The organism is Aestuariivirga litoralis, assembly GCF_003234965.1.
Taxonomy (GTDB): Bacteria; Pseudomonadota; Alphaproteobacteria; order Rhizobiales; family Aestuariivirgaceae; genus Aestuariivirga; species Aestuariivirga litoralis.
The window spans coordinates 230919-248368 of sequence record NZ_QKVK01000001.1 but is presented as its reverse complement, the minus strand read 5'-3'; the positions used below and the strand labels follow the sequence as shown (position 1 = coordinate 248368).

General features: G+C 68.6%; 13 protein-coding genes. 5 read left to right on the top strand and 8 right to left on the bottom strand.

Annotation, left to right across the window (positions count from 1 at the left end; translation table 11 throughout):
- The first annotated feature begins 9 nt into the window (after positions 1–9).
- On the top strand, positions 10–1470 hold the full coding sequence (locus tag DK847_RS01255; RefSeq protein WP_111195801.1) for a phosphohexomutase domain-containing protein: 1461 nt from the start codon (positions 10–12) through the stop codon (positions 1468–1470).
- Here the strand turns inward: DK847_RS01255 and DK847_RS01250 are convergent.
- From DK847_RS01250 to DK847_RS01240, 3 genes are all read right to left on the bottom strand, one after another.
- A complete protein-coding gene (locus tag DK847_RS01250; protein ID WP_111195800.1) occupies positions 1430–3457 on the bottom strand; it encodes a PKD domain-containing protein in 2028 nt (675 codons plus the stop codon). The two genes, DK847_RS01255 and DK847_RS01250, sit on opposite strands and share 41 nt — an antisense overlap.
- A 720-nt stretch (positions 3458–4177) precedes the next feature.
- Positions 4178–4534 carry an ArsR/SmtB family transcription factor gene (locus DK847_RS01245; protein WP_111195799.1) on the bottom strand — a complete coding sequence of 119 codons (357 nt, stop codon included), beginning with the start codon at positions 4532–4534 and terminating at the stop codon, positions 4178–4180.
- A gap of 159 nt (positions 4535–4693) precedes the next feature.
- Entirely contained in the window at positions 4694–5275 is a 582-nt protein-coding gene (locus DK847_RS01240) for a BA14K family protein (protein WP_146256001.1), read from the bottom strand.
- 321 nt (positions 5276–5596) lie between these two features.
- Here DK847_RS01240 and DK847_RS20750 point away from each other — a divergent pair, with 321 nt between their 5' ends.
- The 3 genes from DK847_RS20750 (at position 5597) to DK847_RS01230 (ending at position 7273) form a co-directional block, all read left to right on the top strand.
- Complete coding sequence (locus DK847_RS20750; RefSeq protein ID WP_193548167.1) at positions 5597–5758, top strand: hypothetical protein; 162 nt, start codon at positions 5597–5599, stop codon at positions 5756–5758.
- 101 nt (positions 5759–5859) lie between these two features.
- Entirely contained in the window at positions 5860–6507 is a 648-nt protein-coding gene (locus DK847_RS01235; protein WP_111195797.1) for a VOC family protein, read from the top strand.
- 10 nt (positions 6508–6517) lie between these two features.
- Positions 6518–7273 (top strand): SDR family NAD(P)-dependent oxidoreductase, encoded by a 756-nt coding sequence (locus DK847_RS01230; RefSeq protein WP_111195796.1) that lies wholly within the window; start codon positions 6518–6520, stop codon positions 7271–7273.
- On the opposite strand, the gene DK847_RS01225 is transcribed toward DK847_RS01230, so the two are convergent.
- Positions 7270–9915, bottom strand: a complete 2646-nt coding sequence (locus tag DK847_RS01225) for an AAA family ATPase (RefSeq protein WP_111195795.1) — start codon at positions 9913–9915, stop codon at positions 7270–7272. The genes DK847_RS01230 and DK847_RS01225 overlap by 4 nt on opposite strands.
- Positions 9912–11039 carry a metallophosphoesterase family protein gene (locus tag DK847_RS01220; RefSeq protein WP_161957090.1) on the bottom strand — a complete coding sequence of 376 codons (1128 nt, stop codon included), beginning with the start codon at positions 11037–11039 and terminating at the stop codon, positions 9912–9914. The genes DK847_RS01225 and DK847_RS01220 overlap by 4 nt, the downstream gene beginning before the upstream one ends.
- A gap of 107 nt (positions 11040–11146) precedes the next feature.
- Here DK847_RS01220 and DK847_RS01215 point away from each other — a divergent pair, with 107 nt between their 5' ends.
- Positions 11147–11575 (top strand): YccF domain-containing protein, encoded by a 429-nt coding sequence (locus tag DK847_RS01215; RefSeq protein ID WP_111195793.1) that lies wholly within the window; start codon positions 11147–11149, stop codon positions 11573–11575.
- A 12-nt stretch (positions 11576–11587) separates the two neighbouring features.
- On the opposite strand, the gene DK847_RS01210 is transcribed toward DK847_RS01215, so the two are convergent.
- From DK847_RS01210 to DK847_RS01200, 3 genes are all read right to left on the bottom strand, one after another.
- Positions 11588–14656 carry an autotransporter outer membrane beta-barrel domain-containing protein gene (locus tag DK847_RS01210; RefSeq protein ID WP_111195792.1) on the bottom strand — a complete coding sequence of 1023 codons (3069 nt, stop codon included), beginning with the start codon at positions 14654–14656 and terminating at the stop codon, positions 11588–11590.
- 171 nt (positions 14657–14827) lie between these two features.
- The gene (gene uxuA, locus DK847_RS01205) at positions 14828–16000 is read right to left on the bottom strand and encodes a mannonate dehydratase (RefSeq protein ID WP_111195791.1); all 1173 of its coding nucleotides are present in this window, start codon (positions 15998–16000) and stop codon (positions 14828–14830) included.
- On the bottom strand, positions 15997–17448 hold the full coding sequence (locus tag DK847_RS01200) for a mannitol dehydrogenase family protein (RefSeq protein WP_111195790.1): 1452 nt from the start codon (positions 17446–17448) through the stop codon (positions 15997–15999). The genes uxuA and DK847_RS01200 overlap by 4 nt, the downstream gene beginning before the upstream one ends.
- Between the last annotated feature and the right edge of the window lie 2 nt (positions 17449–17450).

Below are 17450 nucleotides of genomic sequence, written 5' to 3'. Positions count from 1 at the left end.
GGGCGGCGCATGAGCCAGGGCAACCGGCCGCTGGGCGGGATTGCCGCGGAGCAGGGCGCGGGCTTCGGCACCAGCGGGGTGCGCGGGTTGGTCACCAGCCTGACGCCGGGCCTGTGCCGGGCCTATGCGGCGGGTTTCCTGGCAATGCTGGGGGAACGGCCGCGCGGCCTGCTGATCGGCCATGACCTGCGCCCCAGCAGCCCGGCAATCGCCGCCGCCTGCCATGACGCGGCGCGGGCCCGCGGGGTTGCAACCATCAATGCCGGTGTCCTGCCCACTCCGGCACTTGCCTTCGCGGCGCAGGAGATGGGCCTTCCGGCCATCATGGTCACCGGCAGCCACATCCCCTTCGACCGCAACGGGCTGAAGTTCTATCGCGCCGCGGGCGAGATCTCGAAGGACGACGAGCAGCGCATTCTGGCCGCCTCCGTGGACTGGCCCCTCGATGACGCCGCGCCTCCGCCCCTGCCGCCGCCCGATGGCGCGGCCCAATCGCTCTACCTCGCGCGTTATCGCCGGGCCTTCGGGCCCGCTGCGCTGGCAGGGCTGCGCATCGGTGTCTACGAACACTCGTCGGTGGCGCGCGACCTGCTGCATGAGGTGCTGCGCGCGCTGGGCGCCGAGACCGTGGGTCTTGCCCGCAGCGCCGGCTTCGTGGCGATCGACACCGAGGCGGTGCGCGCCGAGGACCGGGCGCTGGCCCTGCACTGGGCCGGCGAACAGCACCTCGACGCCATCGTCACCACCGACGGCGATGCCGACCGGCCCCTGGTGGCCGACGAGACGGGCACCTGGCTGCGGGGCGACATGCTGGGGCTGCTCTGCGCGCGTGAAATCGGCGCGGCCTGCGTGGTGACACCGGTGAGCAGCACCACGGCAATCGAGTTGTCAGGACTGTTCCGGGACGTGCGGCGCACCCGCATCGGCTCGCCGCACGTGATTGCGGGAATGGCGCAGGCGCAGCACAGGCCGGTGGTTGGCTTCGAGGCCAATGGCGGCTTCCTGCTCGGCAGTCCGGCAGAACTGGGCGCGGCGCCACTCGCACCGCTTGCCACGCGCGACGCGGTGCTGCCGATCCTGCTGGCACTGTCTGCCGCGCGCCGCGCCGGGCGGCCGCTCTCGTCGCTGATGGCGGAGTTGCCGCGGCGCCACAGCTTCAGTGACCGGCTGCAGGACATCGATCCCGCCCGCTGCCGGGCGCTGCTTGCAAGGGCTGAGGAAACACCCGCAGGACTCGTGGAGCTGTTCGGCGCGCCGCCGCAAGCGGTGGACCGCACGGACGGCCTGCGTGCCACGCTGCCGGATGGCGGCATCCTGCATGTCAGGCTTTCCGGCAATGCGCCGGAACTGCGCTGCTATGCCGAGGCGGCAACGGCGGAAGAGGCAGAGCGCCTGTGCGGCACCTGCCTGTCGCGTCTTCAGCGCCTGCTCAGCGGCACACCTGGTTCGTCGGCAGCTGCGCGCCGTTGAAGCTGTAGCCCGTCAGGCTGATGCCGGTGATGGTGAGGACGAAGCAGCCGCTTGCACTGGAACCCGGTGAGTTGAAGGTCACCTTGCCGCGCTTCGTCTTCAGCACCTTGGAGGAGGTGACGACGCCGCTCCAGGTTCCGGTCACCGAGGCATTGCTCATCACCTGGCCAAGCTGGTTGACGACGACGACGACGGCCTTGACCTTGGCAACGCCGGAGCGTGACACCTTCATGCTGAGCGTGATCGACTGCACCGAGACGGTGTTGACGGGCGCGGCGGAGGCAACCGAGATCGACTGCGTGGCGCTGGAGCGGAAGCCGCTGTTGTCGACCACGGTGAGGCGCACGGTGTAGACGCCGGGGGTCGCGTAGGTCTTGGTGACCGACTTGAGCGTGCCCGTCGTGTCGCCGGTGCCGTCGCCGAAATCCCAGTAATAGAAGCTGACCGTGCCGTCGCTGTCAGTCGACTGGCTGCCGTCGAGCGTGATGGCGGCGGGCGCAATGCCCGAGGTGGCGCTGGTGTTGAGAACGGCGCGCGGCGCAGCGCCGGTCGCACCGGTGTAGGCCGCGGTGAGGCGGAAATTGCCCACCGAGCCATAGGCGGTGTAGCCGGTGGCCAGCGGGTCGCCCTGGCCAGTGCCGCGCACTGCGATGTAGTAGGTGCCCGTCGCCGGGATCTGATAGGTGATGGCGGCATTGAGCGCATTCTGCGGGTTGCTGGTCGCCAGAACCGCGCCGGCGCTGTTCATCAGTGTCAGCACCAGGTCGGCATTGGCCGAGCGGCCGGCGGGAGAAAGTGCCGCCGTGAAGGTTCCGGCTGCCGCGCTGATCGAGAACACGTCGACGTCGCTCGCGCGTTCGATGATGCCGTCCTGCGTGCCGCCGGGGCCGGGGAAGGGGGCAGCGGCATAGATCGAGCTGCCATAGTCGTCGGCGCGCAGCGGAAGGCCGTAGCTCTGTGCCACCGCGAAGTCGTCTTCCTTGTTGCTGGCGCCGGCATATTCGCCCCTGCTGAACTGCACGAGCGGCTTGTAGTAGCCAACGCCCATGATCGGCGCCCAGCCGGTGAGCGCATCGGTGCCCTGGCCGGCGTAATAGGCGGTGCTGGCGTTGCCATCATGGCTGAGGCCCATGTTGTGGCCGGCCTCGTGCGAGGCCGCTTCCGCCACGGCCTTTTCGGAGCCGTTGCCGAGCATGTTGTAGAAGACGAGGGCCGGCTTGTACTTCTCGGTCGTGCTGTTGAACACGCCGACATAGGCAATGCCGCCGCACGAGCAGTTGTAGACGCCGCTGTTGTGGGTGATCAGCACCGTGGTGCCGAAGATCTGGTCGTTGGCATCGCTGCGCGACAGGCGGTCCGGGGTGGGGGCCTGGGTCGTCACGTCAACGTCGAAGGCTGCGTAATCCTCGGCCACGCGCTGCCAGATGTACTGGATGCGCTCCAACTCGGCGGTGGAGAAGGCGGCGGCATTTCCGTCGATGTCAAAGGGCTTGGCGTAGATCGTTCCGCTGCCGGAGTTCCACGCCGTACCCGTCAGCGCGGCGCCGTCGAAATCGAGGTAGATGGTGCGGTTGGAGCCCGGCTTGCTGTGCAGCTGGAAGGTCTGCTCGAGCGGCGAAAGCAGGCCGTCGACCACGTTCTGCGGCGCGCCGGTGGTGACGGCCTGGAGCGGTGCTTCCATTTCCTCGACGACGAACAGCCGGCCCTTGCTGTCGATGCGCATGCCGCGATCGAATAGCAGCTGCTTGCGGAACTGCTCCGCGCTCGTGCCGTACCAGCTTGCAATTTCAGGGAGCCGCGCGCCGAGGCGGTCGACCGCAGCCCTGCCCACCAGCTGGCGCTCGGTGAAATTGATCTCGGGGAAGGCGGGCCGGATACGCTCACGCACGATCTGCTGGGACAGGGCAACATTGGCCATCGCAAGCATGGAACCAACTGCAAGTGATGCCGACAGCAGCTGCGCGAAGCGCCTGAAACCCGTAATCATAACCAACCTACGCCTTCCTTCGTGAGCAGCGACTGCGCCCGTCCGGGCTGCTGCAGATCGTCTCTTCACGGAGTTCACATAGGACGAAAAACTGTCAGGTAATTTGCGCTCCCACAATCTGGGAGAACTTATATATGAACATCCGCGTGCTTACTTATGGCGTGTGTTTTCGCGCTGAACAGCAGATGCCGATATTAGGGTTATTGCGGGCAAGTTAGGGTAAATACCACTTGAGTTAACACGTATACCAAGCGTCGGTGGCATCGTTGATTTCACCTAGCGAACATCCGCAAATGCAACGCCTGATGAGTCACCGGCCGTTTACCCTGGTGATTTCGCTATAGTAAATCTTGCAGTGGGTCCCGCTGCGTCGCGTTTCGCACACACACTTCACCCTGTGTGGCGTGCGCCCGCTCGCAGCGATCTTCCGGACTGCGGCGTACGGTTGGCGCAGGGTCACCTGCACCAGCACATGGTGAATGCCCTCTTCAAGCTTGGCGATGAGGAGCGGCTGGCGCGTTTACCGCTTCCTCACGCTGACAGGGCCGGTGCGGTTGACGTGACGTTCCTGCCGCGTGCCGGAGTGGACAGCCTGGTTAATGTGCAACGGGCCTTGCGCCTGAATCTGATGCAGCGCTGGGGAGGGCCCAGCGGGAGCAGAGGACGCCGCTCAGGTGAACAAGCCGGTTAACGCCGGAGATGTGGGGCGCCCTTCCGGCGTCAGTGGCGGCGGCGGGTGGCAGGGCGCCGCTGGCCGCCCAGCATGTCATGCAGGGTCGAGATCAGCCGCGCGGCGTCATCGCTGGCGATGGAATAGAAGATGCTGCGGCCGTCGCGGCGCGCTGCCACGAGGCCGTCGAGGCGCAGGCGGGCGAGTTGCTGCGACACGGCGGCCTGCGGCATGTCCATCAGGTCCTCGATCTCGGAGACTGACTTCTCGCCGTCGGTGAGCAGGCAGAGGATGAGCAGGCGGCCCTCATGCGAGAGCGACTTGAGAATGTCGGTGGCGCGCCGCGCCTTGGCGATCACCTCCTTGCGGTCCTTGCGGGAGGCTGTCGGGAAATCGAGGATGCTCATTCTGTCACGCCGAAGTTGAACAATGGGATGCGAGGGCGCATTGCCCATGCGTCATCACCCGCCGCTGTAGCAGAAGTTCCGCTGGCAGATTGTCGCCGGGCAGGCAGTCTTGCAGGTCGGCGGGCGCGCCGTGTTGACGCGCCCGCGGGTCACTTGCCGTCAATCATAGGGGCTGTTGCAGCGTCGCTGGCGGCCATCATAGCCGGTGAAGGTGTTGGTGCGCACATTGTAGCTGCGATAGCGCCCCTGGCACCAGGCCACGTGGCGCGCGCCATAGCCGCCGCCGGCGTAACCGTAGTTTTCGCCGATCTGGAAGTTCCAGGTGCTGCTCCACCACGGCCACGGATACCAGAACCCGCCATAGTAGTAGTTGAAGCCGGGGTAGCGATAGCGGTAGCGCGGGCCATACCAGCGGCCATTGCGGTACCAGTTCTTGCCGTACCACGTGTTGTTGTTCCAGCCGCGCCAGCCATTGCCCTTGCCCCAGCCCTGATAGGGCTTGCCGCCATGGTAGTTGCCGCCCCGCGGGTTGGCTGCCCAGCCACCGGGGTCGCCATAGTTGTTGCCCGGGCCCCAGCCGCCGCCGCGGCCGCCGCCCATGCCACCACCCATTCCCCCGCCCATGGGGGGAATCCAGATCATGCCGCCGCCACCGCCGCGCGCCGCGGCGGGCAGGCTGGTCAGCACGGTTGCAGCCGCAATCAGGCCTGCTGCCAGCAGGCCAATACCAATAGGTTTCATGTTGCTTGAAACTCCCAGAAGGTGCCCCACTTGCCCCAACAGCCTTTCGGCCAATCCTTTTGCGTGGACGTCGGTGACGCCGGCCTTCTGGTCAAACTCAACCACGCGCAGGAACAGGTTGCCGAACGTTCCTTTCAGCGATGAACGTGGCGGAATCGTGTTGAAAGGGAAAATAATTGTGGTCATCCCCCGCGCGGCCAGCGGTTGCAACGGTGGCAGCCGTCGTGATGTTCCGGCCCGGAACCCCCCGCGGCCGCGGACGTTGACCTGCTGCGGGCGGCACCATGCGGCCCGCGGCAAACTGATGAAGAGGAACCAGTCATGGCCAACCAGAATCAGAACCAGAACGACCACAAGCGCCAGGGTCAGCAGCAGAACCAGCAGGGTGGCGGGCAGCGCCAGCAGGACCAGCAGGGCGGCGGGCAGCGCCAGCAGGGCGGTGCCGAGCGCGACGGCGAGCGCCGCGGCGACGACAAGCGCTAGCAGGCACCCGGCGAGCAAATTCAGGGTCCGGTGGCAGAACCACCGGGCCTTTCGCCTTCCGGCATGTCGACAGATGCGGCGGCCTCGGCTCATATGCCGGCATGCGCATCGATCATCTCGTCTGGTACAATGCCGATCTCGACCATGGGTGCCGCCACTTCGCGGCGCAGATGGATGCGGAGCCGGTCTACGGTGGCGAGCATCCGGGCGAAGGCACCGCCAACGCGCTTCTTTCCCTGGGGCCATCCACCTATCTCGAAATTCTCGGCCGCGACACGGCACAGGACCAGGCGCGCCTCGACCCGGAGGTGGCCGGCCTGCGCGGGCATGGCCTCTATCACTGGGCCGTGGGCGGCGTGGATCTGGCCGAGCTCGCGCAAAGGGCTGCAGCGGCCGGTCTTGCCGGCGGGGCGCTGGTTCCCGGTGGCCGCCTCAAGCCTGATGGCAAGCGCCTCGACTGGGTGTGCTGGGGGCTTTCGGGCCATGGCTTCGGCTCGCTCGTGCCGTTCTTCATCGACTGGCGGGAGAGCGAACATCCCGCACGCTCGGCGCCGCGCGGCGGGCGCATCGCGACCTTCCTGATCCACACGCCCGAGGCCGAGCGCCTGCGCGCCCTGTTCGGCACGCTGGGCCTCGAGATCCCGGTGCTCGCCGCCGAGGAGGCGCGGGTGGAAGTGGTGCTCGAAAGCGAAAAGGGGCGGATGACGCTGCAGTCCTTCGCGCCCGTGCCGCGCGGCTACGTGATCTGAGGAGGAGACGATGAGGCTTCAGGGAAAGCGCGTGATCGTCACCGGCGGGTCCACCGGCATCGGCGCCGCGGTGGCGCGGCGCTTCCTGGCCGAGGGGGCGCGCGTCGCCGTATGGTGCCGCAACCCGTCCAATGCCAAGGCCATCGCCGCGGAACTCCCCGGCCTTGCCGTGGTGGCGGCGGTCGATGTCGCGGACCCCGAGGGCGTCGACCGCGCCTTCGCGCAGTCGCTGGACCGCCTGGGTGGCCTCGACGTGCTGATCTGCAATGCCGGCATTTCCATCCGCCACAGCTTCATCGACATTCCGCGCGAGGAGTTCGACCGGGTGATGCGGGTCAACGTGCATGGCGTGTTCTATGTCAGCCAGCTGGCGGCGCGCCACATGCTGGCGCAGGACGCGGGCGGCGCGATCCTGATGACGGCCTCGACCTCCGCCGTCACCGCCTATCGCCACTATGCCGACTACAACGCCTCGAAGGGCGCGCTCGTCGCCATGATGCGCACCATGGCCATCGAGCTGGCGCCGAAGATCCGCGTCAATGCGGTGAACCCCGGCTACACCATGACGCCGATGCAGGAAGCGGAATATTCGCCCGAGATGCTGGCAGAGGTGAACGGCATCATCCCCCTGCAGCGCCACGCAAGGCCGGAAGAGCTGGCTTCGCTTTACGTCTACCTCGCATCCGACGAGGCGGCCTATGCCTCGGGCGCGGTGTTCACGCTGGACGGGGCGGAGAGCATCGCCTCGGGGGCCGCCTATCTCTAGACGATCTGCAGCTGGGTCCCGCCCAGCGAGGTGAAGGAGCGCGCCCGGCAGGTGAGCACGATCACCTGCTGGTTGCGGCCGGCGCGGTTGATGGCGTCGAACATCTGCTCGATGCGGTCATCATCCGAGAACACCAGCGCATCGTCGAGGATGATCGGCACGTCGGCGCCGCGCTCGCAGATCATGGCGCCCATGGCGAGGCGCACCAGCACCGCCACCTGCTCCTGCGTGCCCAGCGACAGGCGGCCGAACAGCTCTGCCGCCGGGCCCGAGCGGCTCAGCCCCGCGATGGCGAAATTCTCGCCGAGTTCGATCTCCGCCCTGGGGAACACGTCATGCAGGAAGGGCTTCAGGTGGCGGCGGAGCGGCGCGTTCAGCTGTTCGCGGCGCTGGGCGTAGCTCTCCTCCACCGTCCGGCGCAGCAGCTTCAGCACCTCGACGCGCTCGGCGATGCGGGCTTCCTCGGCCAGCGCCATCTGCTGCTGCAGTGCCAGCGTCGCGGCGCGTTCACCCAGTCCGTCGCCGCCCGCCACCTGCACCTCGCCCTCGAGCCTGGCGATGCGCTCACGCAACTGGTCGAGCCTTTCCTGCTGGCCCTTCATGGCTGCGGCCAGGCGGTCCATGCGCGCCCGCAGCCGCTCGACCGCGCCGTCCTCCGGCGCCTGGGCCTGCTTCTCCGCCAGCAGGGCGGCCTTGACGCGGTGGGCGTCGCGGCGGCGGCCAAGCTCGCTGTCGCAGTCACCCAGCATCCTGTCGCGCCCGGCATCGGGCAAGAGCGCGAGATCGGATGCGAGGCCGGCATGAATCTGCTCCGCCTGGCCGGCGAGCGAGGCGCGGGCCTCGCGCAGCTTGCCGAGCAGATCGCCCTGGGCGCCGATCTGCGCCGTGACGCCACTGAGTGCGGCGCGCAGCGCGCTGTGCCGCTCGGTGGCCTGTTGCTTGCGCGCATCCAGAGCCGAAGCATCGGCTTCAGCCTCGTCCACGGCGGCCGCGTCGATTTCGCCGATCGCCGCCTGCAGCCGGTCGATCTCGGCGTTCACCCCGTCCCCGAGGGCGAGTGCGTTGCGCTCGGCCCGGATGTCGCGGGCCTGGTCCTCCAGCGCCACGCGCTCGGCCCGCAGGCGGCGGAGCTCCGCGGCATCCGCCGCGCCACAGGCGGCGAGCAGGGCCCTGAGCTTCTCGCGGTGGGCGGCCAGCGCCGCCTCGGCCGCCTCACGCGTGGCCTGCGGCGGCGACACGGTGATCGCCACATCATCGCCCACGGTGATGACCACGGGCTGCGTGACCGACTTCGCGGCGGTGCCGGAGACCGCCGTGCCATCGATCATCACCGTCGCGCCGGGCCTCGCCTCGATGGCGACGCGCGGCGCGCCGGCGTCGAGACGGGCATGCAGCTTCGCCTCCTCGGTTTCCAGCGCGTCCAGCGCCTTCTGTGCGGCCTCATCGACGAGCGCGGCCTTCAGGGCGGCCTCGTTGGCGGCGGCCCGGCCGCGCAGCTGCTGCAGCCTGTCGAGGCGCCCGGCCAGTGCGGCGCGGCGTGCGCGCTTCTCCGCCAGATCGGCGAGGCGGGCCAGCTCGCGCTCCTCGCGTTCCAGCGCATCGGCCTCATCGCCCAGCGCCTTGCGGCGGCGCGCCAGCTCGTCGAGGGCCGCGGTGGCGGCTGCGATCTCCTGCTCCAGCGGGGCAATTTCTCCGGCCAGCGTCTTCAGCCGCGCGCGCTGCGCGTCGATGGTGGCGGCACGGCGCTTCAGTTCCTGCAGCCTGCCCTCCTGCGCTTCCGCCAGTTCATGGGCCTGGCGCTCGTCGTCGCGCAGCCGCTTCAGTTCCTCGCCTGCCGTCTCGGCCTCCGCCAGCTTGCGCCGCGTGTCTTCGAGATCGGCCTTCATCTGCGCGGCCATGGCGTGGTCGCCGGCGCTGCGCAGCTCGGCGCGCTGGTGGCCGAGTTCGTCGAGCTTGGCGTCGAGGGCGGCGAGGCGGTTGTCGACATCGAGGCGTTCGGCGGTGAGCCGGGCGGTCTCCTCGATCGCGGCATGGAGCGCACCGCCCACGCGCGGCCTGCCGCTGTCGGTGAGGTATTTGCCGAGCTCGTCCTTCACCGTGGCGAGCAGCTGGCGGGCGCGCTCGCCGCCGACGAGTGTGCCCACCTCCTGCTGGATCACGGCATTGAGCTGGCTTGCCGCCGCCTCCGATGGCTCCGGCAGGGCGAAGGAGTGGCCCTGCTGGACCCAGAGCAGGCCGTAGCTGGCCTCGTCCAGGGCGCGCGTCGACCGGGGCGCGATGCCCAGCAGGTCCCAGACATGTTCGTCGGCTTCCGCGTTGCGCGCGATCTCCACCCCGTCGCGCGTCAGGCTGGCGCTCTTGCCCTTGAGGAACGACTTGGCGATCTCATACTGCCTGCCGCCATGTTCGAAACCGACGCGGATCGAGACGGGCAATGACAGGCCATCGGTGGCCAGGGCCGCAATGTCCTTCGCGGTGGAGGAGTGGCGCTCGAACAGGCAGGTGCGGATGGCGCGGAAGAGCGTGGACTTGCCGGCCTCGTTGCGCGCCGAGAGGATATTGACGCCGGTGCCGAAGCCCTCGATGCGTGCCGGCGTGCCGAAGCGGCCGCAACCTTCGACGGAGACATGGCTGAGCTTCATGCCGCCTCTCCATGGCTGTCACGGGTGAGGAGGTAGAGCTGCACCAGCGCCTCCTCGGCGCGGCGGCGCTCCACGGGGCCCAGGCCGGCATTCTCCGCCTGCAGGCGCAGTGTCTCGGCTGCCTCGCGCAGCACGCCGTCGAAGTCGATCTTCTCGAGGTCGGCCAGGGTGGGGCGCACATGCAGCGCCTCGAGGTCTGGCTCCAGCCAGAACATCGCCGCCTCGAGCGCGGCGAGGCGGCGCGCGAGATCGGCGCGCGCGGTGAGATCCAGCGTGCCCGTGAGGTCGAGCCGCATGAGAAGGTTCGGGAGATCGGGCAATGCCCGCAGGCGGCGCTCCAGTCCCTCGAGGTCGGCTGCGGCGGAAAGCTGCTCCGCCTGGCTGATCCAGCGATAGGCGCCGGTGCGATGCGCGGTGACCCTGGCCGGGCTGCCCGGTCCGCTGATCTCGACCAGCAGCACCTGACCCACTTCCTGGCTGTTGAAGCGGTCGGCCTCCGGCGTTCCGGCATACCAGGTGGCGGGGCCCACCTGCAGCGTGCCGTGCCAGTCGCCCAGTGCGAGGTAGTCGAGGCCGGCGCGCCGCGCGCGGTCCGCGGCGATCGGGTTGTTGGCCTCGCCGCTGGCGCCGAAGCCCTGCACCGAACCATGGGCGAGGCCGATGCGGATCTTGCCCGCGGCAGTGCCGGCGCCATCCATCCACTCGGTGAGATCGTTCACCTCGCTCTTGCGGCGCAGCGGCGCGGGGAGCAGCACGGCGTCATCCCCCAGCGCTGCCGCCTCGGGCGTGAGGTGCAGGTGGACGTTGCCCGGCAGGCCCAGCGCCCGGGCGCGGTCCCACAGGCCATTGCCGCGGTGATAGTCATGGTTGCCGGGAATGACGTGCCACGCCACGCCGGGAAAATTGCGCATCCGCTCCAGCGGTTCGAGCAGGGTCTTCTGGGCAGGGGCCTCGGTGTCATGGAGGTCGCCCGCCACCAGCACATGGGCGGCCCCTTCGGCCACGGCGAGGCGGCCGATCGTTTCGATGGCGGCAAGCCGCGCCTGGCGCAGCACACTCTCCTTCTCGCCGAAGTTCCGGAACGGCTTGCCGATCTGCCAGTCGGCGGTGTGGATGAATCGCATGGCGCCAGCATGAAAGCCCGGCGCACGGGGGTCAACCGCCGCAAGATTCCGCTGGCGAAAGCGCGCGCAACTCCCCATATGTCTGGCCGAGAAATCTGGAGGTCACCATGTCCCTGCTGTTGAACATCATCTGGATCCTGCTGGGCGGCGCCTGGATGGCCTTCGGCTGGCTGGTCGCGGCCGTCATCATGGCGGTGACCATCATCGGCATTCCCTGGGCGCGCGCCGCGGTCAACATCGCGCTCTATACGCTCATGCCCTTCGGCTACACGGCCGTGCCGCGCGACCGGCACACCGGCCAGGAGGATATCGGCACCGGGCCGCTCGGCACCATCGGCAACATCATCTGGCTGGTTCTCGCCGGCTGGTGGCTGGCGCTGATGCACGTGGTGTGGGCCATCGCACTGGCCATCACCATCATCGGCATTCCCTTCGCCTGGGCGCACCTGAAGCTCGCCGGCATCGCGCTGTGGCCGGTGGGCAAGATGATCGTGCCGAAGGACGAGGCCGGCATGCCGGCCCACCCGCGCGTCTGAGCGAGCGGGCGCTCACCAGGAATAGGTGAGCGCCAGCGTGCCGGCGTAGCTCTGGTAATCCGCGCCGAATTCACCGTCGAAGCGGGCCGTCACGGCGGTCTGCTCCGACAGGTCCGCTTCGGCGCTGAGCGACACCAGCGCAATGTCCGCAGGCGCCTCCGCGCCATTCACGATGAAGCTGGTGCCCGGCAGCGACTGGAATCCGGCGCGGGCATAGCCGTCGTTCAGCCAGTCATGCGCCCAGGCAGCGCGGGCGGAGAACGCCGCGGCGGCGGTGTCCATGTCGAGCCCGAGGCCAAGCTCGCTGCGCACCGCGGTGGTGGTGGTGGCATTGAAGGACAGCGCATAGCTGCCATCATCCAGTGTGCCGCTTTCATCATAGCCGGGCAGCCTGATGGCCTGGCCCTGCAGCGCGGCATAGGGTGTGACGCCGAGGCCCGCAGCGGCGCCGAAGCGATAGCCCGCCTCGCCGCGGCCAGCGACGGCATTCGCGATCAGGTCGGCATCGAGCGACTCGTCCTGCAGCGCCGTGACGCGGCGCTCGGTGGACATGGCCTGAAGCGCATAGGCGCCGGCGAGGGCGGCATAGGCCTGGCCCATCTGCTTGGTGCCATAGGCGCCGAGCTGCAGGAAGGTGGCATCGCCATTGCCCATGCCGCTGCCATCGAGGTTCCAGCCGGTGCCGCCGCCGGCGATGGCCACGCCGACGCGCATGTCGTCCTTCGCATAGTCCCAGCCGGTGACAAGGCCCGACGTGGTGATGGTGGTGTCATGGCTGCCCTTGGCGCCGTTGCCGGGCAGCTCCGCCGTGCTGCCGAAGGCTGCGGCCCAGACGGCATGTTCGCAGCGCCGCAGGGGATCATCCTCGCGCCGCGCCTCGCAGGCGGGTGCCGCATGGTTCAGCATGCTTCGCAGGAAGGAGGTGTTGGCGCTCGCCGCGGCGGCGGCCCCGCCGCTGGCGCCCACCTCGCCCGAAAGCTGGCTCAGCGCCTGGCCCAGCTCACTGCCGGTGAGGCCGAGGATGGGAACGAAGCTCGGTGGCAGCTGGCCACCCCTGTTGAAATAGTCATCAAGCGAGTCCGCCACGTTGCGCTGGTTCTCGTTGAGCCCTTCGACGTCGCCGATGATGGCGTTGAGCTGCAGCCAAACCTGCTCGGGCGTGTATTGGACCGTCCAGCCGAGGTTCGCCGAGTAATCGTTCAGCACGGCCCTGTCGAAGGTGCCGTCGACCTCGCCGGCTTCCAGCACGAGGAAGCGATAGCTGAGCGAGCTGCGGCCATCGATCAGTGCACTGAGGGTTCCGCCCAGCTCCGCCTTGCCGCTGAAGCTGAGGAGCGACGAGTTGCCCTCCTGCGCGAAGACGTCAAGCTGGGAGCCGGCGGACATCGCCAGGCTGCCGCCATTGACGCGGGCATCGGCGCCGAGCGACAGGTGGCTGCCATCGCCCACGCTGATCGCGCCATCCGAGGTGAAGGTGGAATTGTCGTCGACCAGCAGCTGGTTGCCGCCCGCGCCGATGGTGGTGCCGCCACCCGTCTGCGTCACCGCACCGCCGCCGCTGACGAGCAGGTAGTTGTTGGCGGCCGTGGCCGTCACCACCGGGGGCGGCGTGTCCTCCACGCCGTCCTTCAATGGCGAGGTTGCACTGCCGATGTGGAGGTCGCCGCCCAGCAGCCACATGGTGCCCGCGCCGGTGATGTCGACGTGATTGCCGATGGCGGGCGAGCCCGCGGCACCGCCGATCCAGGCCTGGTCCAAGGTCTCGAGCCGTGCCCCGTCGCGCACCAGCGTGCTGTTGTTGGCGCCGTTGCGGCCCACTGCGAAGCCGCCGTCGACCCACAGTTTCGAGCCCGCGCCGGTGACGGTGACGCTGTTGCCATGGGCGCCCAGCTGGCGGCCCACGGTGAAGCTGTCATGCGCCTCCACCAGGCCGCCGCCCGACACCGTGAGGCTGTTGACGTTGCCGTTGTTGCCGACGACGAAGGTGCGCGACAGGCCGGACGCCGCCTGGCCGACGATGAGCGATGAGCCAGCACCATCCACCGTGATGCTGCCGTGCCCCGTTGGCAGGGTTCCGACGGTGGCGCTTCCGCTGGTGACGGTGCCGCCCTGCAAAATCGACAGGGTGCCGGTGCCCAGTTCGCCGACGTTCATGAACTCCCTGGTGGCGAGCAGGGAGCCGCTGCCCGCCACCGTCACGACGCCCGACACGTTCGGAACGTTGCTGGCTTCCTCGCCGCCGATGGTGGTGCGGACGCCGCTCACCACGCCACCCGATTCGATCAGGAGCTCGCCATTGGCGCGCCGGCCCACCGTGAGCACGCTGTAGGTAAGCGGGTTCAGGGAAGGATCCATGATCCAGCGCGCGCCGTTGCGCACGGTGAGGCGGGAGGTGGCTGCCGAGGCCTGCTCGCCGATCCAGACACGGAAGCTCGTCGCCTGGGCGCCATCGGCGAGGATGACGGATGCGGCGTTGCGAATGAAGATGTTGTTGACGAGCGACAGTCTCGAATCGCTTCCCGTGAGCGACAGCGACCCGCCATTGAGGGTGGCCGTGGCGGCGCTCAACGAGCCGCCATTCGCGACCTGCATGGTGCCCGCGTTGATGAAGAGGGCATTGGCGACCGACAGGGACGAGCCTGCTCCCGTCACCGTCACCGTGCCGGTGCCGGTCGTTGCCGAACCGACATTGGCGGAGGCGTTGCCGATGGTTTGCACGCGGCCGCCATTGCCGATGGTGAGCGAGCCGGCGCCCAGGCTGCCCACCGTGAGCGTCGCGCCGCCGCCATTCGCAGCCGTCCAGCTCGCACCCGCGCCGCTGACATTCACCGTTCCCCTGCCGGCCGCGGTGGAGCCCAGGGTGCTGGCGGTGGAATTGACCACGCCGCCGGCCCCGACGTTGAGCGTGCCCGTGCCGGTGCTGCCGACCGTCAGGGCGCCGGTGTTCCACGGACTTGGCTGCGACAGGCTCGGCACCGTGACTGTCGTGCCGTTGATGACCTGCTGGGCCACCGCCGGGGTGGAGCTGAGAAGCAGCCATGCGAAAGGGATCGCGCGCTGCACGAGTGAGCGAGTGTTCACGGTGTACCGATTTTGCTGGCGTGGGAATGTGGCTGGGACGCGCCTGGACAGACTGACCTGCGGACTCCAAATGACTGCGGAGTCAACTGGAGATTTTGATAATCACCAGAATTGATTCGCTGAACGAATCTAAGGCTGCGTCACGAGGCGCAAAACAACCTACGGGTGAAACTACTGCACGACTCCTGCGCGGTAGGCATCCACGGTGCGCATCACGCCGCGGAGTTCGGCGAGGCCCTTGAGGCGGCCGATGCAGGAATAGCCGGGGTTCACCTTCTTGGCCAAGTCATCGACGATGAGGTGGCCGTGGTCGGGGCGCATGGGGATTTCGCGTGCCTCACGGGTCTCGAGATCGCGGAGGGCGGCCACCACCCCGATCATATCGGTGTCGCCGTCGAGATGCTCGGCCTCGTAGAACGAGCCGTCCGCCTCGCGCGTCGTGTTGCGGAGGTGCGCGAAGTGGATGCGGGGGCCAAGGCTGCGCGCCATCCGTACGAGGTCGTTCGCCGGGTTCGCGCCATAGGAACCGGTGCAGAGGGTGACGCCGTTGGCGGGGCTGGGCACGGCGTCCAGCAGCTTCCGGGTGTCGGCCTCCGTGGAGTTGACGCGCGGCAAGCCGAAGAGCGGGAAGGGCGGGTCATCGGGGTGGATGGCGAGCCTGATGCCGACCTCTTCCGCGGTCTCCGAGATCTCGCGGACGAAAAGGAAAAGGTGCTCGCGCAGGCCCTCGACGGTGATGTCGCGGTACGCGTCGAGCTGCTTCAGGAAACTGGCGCGGTCATAGACCGTCTCGCGCGCCGGGACCCAGTCGATGAGGTTGCGCTCGAGCTGGGCGGCCTTGCCTTCGGGCCACGCCGCCATGCGCTGGCGCGCGGCGGCGATGCGCTCAGGCGGGTGATCGGCCTCCGCATCGCGGCGCTTCAGGATGAAGACGTCATAGGCGCAGAAGTCGACGACGTCGAAGCGCAGCGCGGTGCCGCCATTGGAAAGAGGCCAGTCGAGGTCGGTGCGTGTCCAGTCGGTGATGGCCATGAAGTTGTAGCAGCAGACCTTCACACCGGCCTTGGCCACGGCGCGGAGCGAGGCCTTGTGATTGTCGATCAGTGTACGGAAGTTTCCGGTGCGGGTCTTGACCGGCTCCGGCACGGAGATCGACTCGCAGACGTCCCAGCTGAGGCCCGCCGCCTCGATCTCGGCCTTGCGCTTCATGACCTCGTCCTCGGTCCAGGCCTGGCCGCGGTTCATGTGGTGGAGGGCGGAGACGACGCCGACCGCACCCGCCTGACGGACATGGGCCAGCGTCACGGGGTCGTCAGGTCCGAACCAGCGCCAGGTCTGCTTCATGGGTGCGTGCTCCGGAAAGTCTCGTAGGTCTGTTTGCTACCGTGGCGGATCAGGCTGTCGAGTGCTGCCGTGACGGCGGCGGTGAAGCGGGGATCAACGGGCAGATCGCGGCCGAAGATCGCCTCGATGCCGAGCAGCGCAGGGGCGAGCCGCTCCGCATCGAGGCCCGCGGCATCGGCCCTGGCGCGGAGCTCGTCCTTCAGCGGGTCACGCACGTCGATTGCGCCGCCCGTCTCGTCGACGCCCGTGACGTAACGCATCCAGGCGGCGACACCGAGGGCGAGGGCGTCAATCGGCTCTCCCGCCTTCAGCCGGTCGCGGATGGTGCCGAGCAGGCGCTGGGGCAGCTTCTGCGAGCCGTCCATGGCGATCTGCCAGCAGCGGTGGCGGAGGCCCGGATTGCGGAAGCGGCCGAGGAGGGCCTGCTTGTAGGCCGCAACGTCGGTGCCGGGAGGAACGGTGAGGGTGGAGGTCACCTCCGAATTCATCAGGCAGCTGACGAAATGGGCCAATGCCGCATCCTGCATGCAGCTGGCGATGGTCTCGTGGCCGGCGAGGTAGCCGAGATAGGACATCGAGGAATGGGCGCCGTTGAGGAGCCTCAGCTTCATCGTCTCGAAGGGGGCGATGTCGGTGACGAAGCGCGCGGCCCAGTCCGGCCGGCCTTGCGGGAAGTGGTCCTCGATCACCCAGTCGGTGAAGGCCTCGGTGACGACGGGCCACGCGTCATCGAGACCTGTCGCGGCAGCGATGCGGGCGCGGTCCGCATCCGTGGTGGCGGGCACGATGCGGTCCACCATGGTGGCGGGAAAGGCGACGTGCTCCGCCACGTAGGCCCCAAGCGCGGGGCTGCGGAGTTCGGCGAGGCGCGCAACCACCTTCGCGACCGTGCGGCCGTTGGCGGGCAGGTTGTCGCAGCACAGGACGGTGAAGGGCGGCAGGCCGCGGGCCTTGCGGGCGTGGATCGCCTCGACGAGGAAGCCGGGCGCGGAGCGCGGCGCATCGGGAGTAGCGAGGTCGTGGAGAATGTCCGGGTGCTGATCATTCAGCGTGCCGGTGGCCGGGTCGTGGCAGTAGCCCTTCTCGGTGACGGTGAGGGAGACGATCTTCACCCCGGGCAGGCACATGGCCTCGACCAGCGCCTGCGGATTCTCCGGGGCCACAAGGACGCCGCGCAGGGCCGCGATCACCTTGCAGCGCTCGCCCGACTCGTCCGAGGCGGCCAGCGTGTAGAGGTAGTCCTGCTGGCGCAGCGCATCGCGCGTGTCGGCCGAGCGCAGGCTGGCGCCGAGGATGGCCCAGCGCCGGTCGCCCTTCGCCAGCACGGCATCGGTGTAGTCCGCCTGGTGGGCGCGGTGAAAGGCGCCGACGCCGAGATGCACGATCCCGATGTCGGTGAGCTGCGGGTCATAGGCGGGCCGCGCGGTCTTGAGTGAAAGCCTCGTCATCG

Excerpts from the sequence above, each read along its gene's own strand:
- DK847_RS01255 (WP_111195801.1), top strand. The coding sequence starts at position 10 with ATGAGCCAGGGCAACCGGCCGCTGGGCGGGATTGCCGCGGAGCAGGGC.
- DK847_RS01250 (WP_111195800.1), bottom strand. The coding sequence starts at position 3,457 with ATGATTACGGGTTTCAGGCGCTTCGCGCAGCTGCTGTCGGCATCACTT.
- DK847_RS01245 (WP_111195799.1), bottom strand. The coding sequence starts at position 4,534 with ATGAGCATCCTCGATTTCCCGACAGCCTCCCGCAAGGACCGCAAGGAG.
- DK847_RS01240 (WP_146256001.1), bottom strand. The coding sequence starts at position 5,275 with ATGAAACCTATTGGTATTGGCCTGCTGGCAGCAGGCCTGATTGCGGCT.
- DK847_RS20750 (WP_193548167.1), top strand. The coding sequence starts at position 5,597 with ATGGCCAACCAGAATCAGAACCAGAACGACCACAAGCGCCAGGGTCAG.
- DK847_RS01235 (WP_111195797.1), top strand. The coding sequence starts at position 5,860 with ATGCGCATCGATCATCTCGTCTGGTACAATGCCGATCTCGACCATGGG.
- DK847_RS01230 (WP_111195796.1), top strand. The coding sequence starts at position 6,518 with ATGAGGCTTCAGGGAAAGCGCGTGATCGTCACCGGCGGGTCCACCGGC.
- DK847_RS01225 (WP_111195795.1), bottom strand. The coding sequence starts at position 9,915 with ATGAAGCTCAGCCATGTCTCCGTCGAAGGTTGCGGCCGCTTCGGCACG.
- DK847_RS01220 (WP_161957090.1), bottom strand. The coding sequence starts at position 11,039 with ATGCGATTCATCCACACCGCCGACTGGCAGATCGGCAAGCCGTTCCGG.
- DK847_RS01215 (WP_111195793.1), top strand. The coding sequence starts at position 11,147 with ATGTCCCTGCTGTTGAACATCATCTGGATCCTGCTGGGCGGCGCCTGG.
- uxuA (WP_111195791.1), bottom strand. The coding sequence starts at position 16,000 with ATGAAGCAGACCTGGCGCTGGTTCGGACCTGACGACCCCGTGACGCTG.
- DK847_RS01200 (WP_111195790.1), bottom strand. The coding sequence starts at position 17,448 with ATGACGAGGCTTTCACTCAAGACCGCGCGGCCCGCCTATGACCCGCAG.